The organism is Albidovulum sp., assembly GCF_049646345.1.
GTDB lineage: Bacteria > Pseudomonadota > Alphaproteobacteria > Rhodobacterales > Rhodobacteraceae > Albidovulum.
The window spans coordinates 1-4,967 of sequence record NZ_JBARVQ010000556.1; the positions used below are offsets into that span (position 1 = coordinate 1).

General features: G+C 64.2%; 5 protein-coding genes. 3 read left to right on the plus strand and 2 right to left on the minus strand.

Annotated features, from left to right (window positions below):
* The first annotated feature begins 64 nt into the window (after window positions 1-64).
* The 3 genes from bhcB to bhcD all read left to right on the plus strand — a co-directional run bounded on the left by bhcB (window position 65) and on the right by bhcD (window position 3,228).
* The gene (gene bhcB, locus WBB85_RS14335) at window positions 65-1,018 is read left to right on the plus strand and encodes a beta-hydroxyaspartate dehydratase BhcB (RefSeq protein ID WP_432639289.1); all 954 of its coding nucleotides are present in this window, start codon (window positions 65-67) and stop codon (window positions 1,016-1,018) included.
* Between the two features lie 10 nt (window positions 1,019-1,028).
* Window positions 1,029-2,192, plus strand: a complete 1,164-nt coding sequence (gene bhcC, locus WBB85_RS14340; protein ID WP_432639284.1) for a 3-hydroxy-D-aspartate aldolase BhcC — start codon at window positions 1,029-1,031, stop codon at window positions 2,190-2,192.
* Window positions 2,193-2,268: 76 nt separating this feature from the next.
* Window positions 2,269-3,228 (plus strand): iminosuccinate reductase BhcD, encoded by a 960-nt coding sequence (bhcD, locus tag WBB85_RS14345; RefSeq protein WP_432639285.1) that lies wholly within the window; start codon window positions 2,269-2,271, stop codon window positions 3,226-3,228.
* A gap of 244 nt (window positions 3,229-3,472) precedes the next feature.
* On the opposite strand, the gene WBB85_RS14350 is transcribed toward bhcD, so the two are convergent.
* Together WBB85_RS14350 and WBB85_RS14355 are read right to left on the minus strand one after the other, a co-directional pair.
* Window positions 3,473-4,243 carry a LamB/YcsF family protein gene (locus WBB85_RS14350; RefSeq protein WP_432639287.1) on the minus strand — a complete coding sequence of 257 codons (771 nt, stop codon included), beginning with the start codon at window positions 4,241-4,243 and terminating at the stop codon, window positions 3,473-3,475.
* Window positions 4,240-4,967 (minus strand): biotin-dependent carboxyltransferase family protein (locus WBB85_RS14355; RefSeq protein WP_432639288.1); only part of this gene is annotated, 728 nt, incomplete at its 5' end. The genes WBB85_RS14355 and WBB85_RS14350, both read right to left, overlap by 4 nt.

Below are 4,967 nucleotides of genomic sequence, written 5' to 3' on the forward strand. Positions count from 1 at the left end.
GACTACTACCGCCAGACTGCGGGCGAAGCCGCCCGAGCCGCCGCCTGAGGGGAAGGAGCTGGCCATGATCATCCCGACCTATCAGTCCATGCTGGACGCCCATGACCGGATCCGCCCCTATATCCGGCGCACGCCGATCCGCACATCGGACTATCTGAACGAGCTGGCGGGTTGCGAGCTATTCTTCAAATGCGAGAACTTTCAGGAACCCGGCGCCTTCAAGGTGCGGGGCGCTACCAATGCGGTCTTTGGCCTCAGCGACGAACAGGCGAAAGCCGGGGTGGCAACGCATTCCAGCGGCAACCATGCGTCTTGCCTTTCCTACGCGGCAATGCTGCGCGGCATTCCCTGCAATGTGGTGATGCCGCGCACCGCGCCGCAGGCCAAGAAGGACACGGTGCGCCGCTATGGTGGGCGGATCACCGAATGCGACCCCTCGACATCGTCCCGCGAGGAGGTTTTCGTACGCGTACAGGCCGAGAGCGGCGGCGATTTCGTCCATCCCTATAACGATCCCCGCGTGATAGCCGGTCAGGGGACCTGTTCGAAAGAACTGATCGAACAGACCGACAGGCTGGACATGGTCGTCGCCCCGATCGGCGGCGGCGGCATGATCTCGGGCACCTGCCTGACGCTCTCGACGCTCGCCCCCGAAACCAAAGTCATCGCCGCCGAACCGGAACAGGCCGACGACGCCTGTCGCAGTTTCAAGGCCGGGCACATCATCGCCGATGACGCGCCAAAGACCGTGGCCGACGGGCTTCTGGTGCCGCTTAAGGACCTGACCTGGCATTTCGTGAAAACCCATGTCAGCGAGATCTTCACCGCTTCGGATGCCGAGATCATCGAGGCGATGAAACTGACATGGAAGCATCTGCGGGTGGTGATGGAGCCCTCAAGCGCCGTGCCGCTCGCCATCATCCTGAAGAACAAGGATTTTTTCAAAGGCAAGCGCGTCGGGGTGATCATCACCGGCGGCAATGTCGATCTGGACAAGCTGCCCTGGATGCAGGGGTAAGGAGTAGAAAATGAACGCTCAGGACCGTTACGCGAATTTCGAAGTCGGCTACGACATCCCCGCCAAGCCGGGCATGGACGAGGCCGATATCCAGACGCCCTGCCTGATCCTCGACCTCGACGCGCTGGAGCGCAACGTCAAGAAGATGGGCGACTATGCGAAAGCCCACGGCATGCGCCACCGCAGCCATGGCAAGATGCACAAGTCAGTGGACGTCCAGAAGCTTCAGGAAAGCCTTGGCGGCGCGATTGGTGTGTGTTGTCAGAAGGTTAGCGAGGCCGAGGTCTTTGTCCGGGGCGGTATCAGGGACGTGCTCGTCTCCAATCAGGTGCGCGATCCGGCCAAGATCGACCGGCTGGCGCGGTTGCCGAAGCTGGGCAGCCGGATCCTTGTCTGTGTTGACGATCTGGACAACGTGGCCGACCTCTCGGCGGCGGCTCAGAAGCATGACACCGAGCTTGAGGTCTTTATCGAGATCGACTGCGGCGCAGGGCGCTGCGGGGTGACGACGACGCAGGACGTGGTCGCCATCGCCAAGGCCGTCGATGCGGCGCCGGGGCTGAGGTTCACCGGCATCCAGGCCTATCAGGGCGCGATGCAGCACATGGACAAATACGAGGACCGCAAGGCGAAACTCGATACCGCCATCGCCATGGTCAAGGACGCGGTTCAGGGGCTGAAGGCCAACGGGCTGGAGCCCGAGCTGGTCTCTGGCGGCGGCACAGGCAGCTATTATTTCGAAAGCAATTCAGGGGTTTACAACGAACTTCAATGCGGCTCCTACGCCTTCATGGATGCAGATTACGGTCGCATCCTTGACGAAAACGGCAAGCGGATCGATCAGGGCGAGTGGGAAAACGCGCTTTTCATCCTGACCTCGGTGATGAGCCATGCCAAGGCCGACAAGGCCATCGTGGATGCGGGTCTCAAGGCGCAGTCCGTCGATAGCGGCTTGCCGTTCGTCTATGGCCGGACGGATGTGAAATACATCAAATGCTCGGACGAACATGGCGTGGTTGAGGACCCGAACGGGGCCCTGAAGGTCAATGACAAGCTGCGCCTTGTCCCCGGCCATTGCGACCCGACCTGTAATGTCCATGACTGGTATGTCGGCGTCCGGAACGGCAAGGTGGAAACGGTCTGGCCGATTTCAGCGCGCGGCAAGGCGTATTGACCCCGTCCCGCATCCGTCTGGCACGCGTATGGCATCCGTCCCGACAAAGCGGGCGCCGTCTCAGGAAAGGCTTTACATGCTCATCGTCCCCGAAAACCTGATCGCCGGGCTCGTCACCCCCGACGATGCCTTCGCCGCCATCGAGGCCTGCTTTGCCGCCATGGCGCGGGGTGAGGCCTATAACTTCCCCGTCATCCGCGAGGCTTTGGGTGAGGGGCGGCAATACGGGTTCAAGTCCGGCCTCGACCGCGCGGGCGGTGTGATGGGGGTGAAGGCCGGGGGCTATTTCCCCGGCAATGCCGCGAAGGGGATGATCAACCACCAGTCCTCGGTCTTCCTCTTCGATCCCGAGACGGGGCGGCCCACCGCGATGGTCGGCGGCAACCTTCTGACCGCGCTTCGGACCGCTGCCGCCTCGGCCATTTCCATCGACCGGCTGGCGCACAAGGATGCCAAAGTGCTGGGCATGGTCGGCGCCGGGCATCAGGCGGGGTTCCAGCTGCGCGCCGCCGCCAATGTCCGCGACTTCGACAAGGTCATCGCCTGGAACTACCACCCGGACATGCTGCCGAAACTCGGCGAGGTCGCGGCGGAGCTGGGCCTGCCCTTCGAGGCGGTGCCGCTAGAGCGGATGGTTGAGGCCGATGTGATTGTCACCATCACCTCCTCGCCCGCCGCATCACTTCTGTCGGCCCATGTCAGCCCCGGCACGCATCTGGCCTGCATGGGGACCGATACGATCGGCAAGCAGGAGGTGGAGCCCGCGCTTTTGGCCCGCGCGCGCGTCTTCACCGACGAGGTCGCGCAGTCCGTGACCATCGGCGAGGCACAGCATTCCGTGGCCGCCGGGTTGATCCTGGCGGAGAACATCACCCCCATCGGCGCGGTCATCGCCGGCCTCGCCGAAGGCCGGCAATCCGACGACCAGATCACCCTCTTCGACGGAACCGGCGTCGGCCTCCAGGACCTCGCCGTCGCCAGCGCCGCCGTACGGATCGCAGAAGAGCGGGGCGTTGCGATTTCGACGGAAGTGTAGGTAGTTCTGTGTATTGGCCGTGTCGCGAAACCGTGTTGGTCCGCTTTGCGGGGCTTTGTTGTCGTTGCCGCATGCGCGACACAAACCGGGCAGGCGCTCGCCCGGCGCGCGTCGCGCTTGTTTCCGGGCGATTGGGAACACCCGCCAAGGTCCACAACAGGCACAATCCGGAACAACACTGTCTCGCAGCATGGCCAGTATTTTGCCTCAACGGATATCAAAGAGGCCGAAGCGCCAAGGATTGCTACAGCTTCACCCCGTCGAACTGCGCGACGGCAATGCCCGCCGCTTCCAGCGCACCCCGTGTCGCGCGGGCGATCTCGACCGCTTCGGCTGTATCGCCATGCAGGCAGATCGTGTCGATGCGGGTCGGGATGCGCTTGCCGCTTTCGGTGATGATCGCCCCGGCCTGAACCATTTCCACCATTCGCTGCGCCGCGCGCGCCGCATCATGGATCACGGCGCCCGGCAGGCTGCGATCTACAAGCGTCGCGTCGTCGTTATAGGCGCGGTCGGCGAAAATCTCGCAGGCCGCGCGGCAACCGAGTTCCGCCACGGCGGCCTGCTGCGCGGTTCCGGCCAGAACCATGATGATCGCGTCGGGTGCAACCGACAAGGCCGCGCGGTAGCAGGTCAGCGCCATTGCCTTGTCCTCGGCCGCCATATTGGCCATCGCCCCGTGCAGCTTTACATGCCGCACCGCACCGCCCACTGTACCCGCCATCGCAAGGGCCGCACCGACCTGATAGCGGATCAGGTTGGCAAGGCTCTCCGCGGCCAGCTTCATCCGCTGACGACCGAAGCCTTGAAGATCGGCAAAGCCCGGATGCGCCCCGATGCCGACACCGCGCGCTTGGGCCGCTGCCATGGTCCGCGCCATCACATCCGGGTCGCCCGCGTGAAAGCCGCAGGCGATATTGGCCGAGGTCACGATATCCAGAAGGGCAAGGTCATCGCCCATCGTCCAAGGGCCAAAGCTTTCGCCCATATCGGCATTGAGATCGACACGTGTCATTCGTTTCCCCTCTCCAGATCGTCGCCCGCAGTGACGCCGCCCACCAATTGATAGGACAAAAGATCGGCAATGTCGCCGGGCTGGCGGATCAGCGGCGTGATCCGCGACCGGAGCGTGTGACGGGATTCAGCCTCGCGCCGCTCGATGGCCACGGCCTCGTCCATGGTCACGAAGCGGAACCGCAGTTCCGCACCGGGGCGGGCCTGCGCCACGCGGGGCAGATCGGCGGGCAGAACAGAGCCGATGCGGGGATAGCCGCCGGTGGTCTGGCATTCGCTGAGCAATACGAAAGGCGTGCCGTCGCCGGTAATCTGCACATCGCCGGGCACGATCACTTCCGAGAGAACCGTCAGCCCGGCTTCGGTGTGAAAGCCCACGCCCTCGGGCAGGATGCGCACGCCCATGCGGTTGCCGCGCGTATCGCGGCGGAAGGGGGTGGTCTGGAAGAGGTCGATTTCTGCGGCGGGGAAAAAGGCGGTCTGCAGGCTGGGCACGAGGCGGATAGGGCCGCCATCGAAGCGGTCATCGCGGGGCAGTTTCATGCCCACCTCACCGGGCCATTTATCCGCGCCGACCGGCAGGGTATCCCCCGCCTGAACCGGCCCGCCGATGCCTGCCGCCAGATGCGCGCCGCGCGCGCCCAGCCGTTCGGGCACCTGCAACCCGCCACCCAGATGCAGATAGCCATAGGTGCCCGTCTCTGCCGCACCGATGGTCAGGCGTA

Bases quoted from the DNA above. Each gene is read 5' to 3' on its own strand.
- bhcB (WP_432639289.1), top strand. From the start codon at position 65: ATGATCATCCCGACCTATCAGTCCATGCTGGACGCCCATGACCGGATC.
- bhcC (WP_432639284.1), top strand. From the start codon at position 1,029: ATGAACGCTCAGGACCGTTACGCGAATTTCGAAGTCGGCTACGACATC.
- bhcD (WP_432639285.1), top strand. From the start codon at position 2,269: ATGCTCATCGTCCCCGAAAACCTGATCGCCGGGCTCGTCACCCCCGAC.
- WBB85_RS14350 (WP_432639287.1), bottom strand. From the start codon at position 4,243: ATGACACGTGTCGATCTCAATGCCGATATGGGCGAAAGCTTTGGCCCT.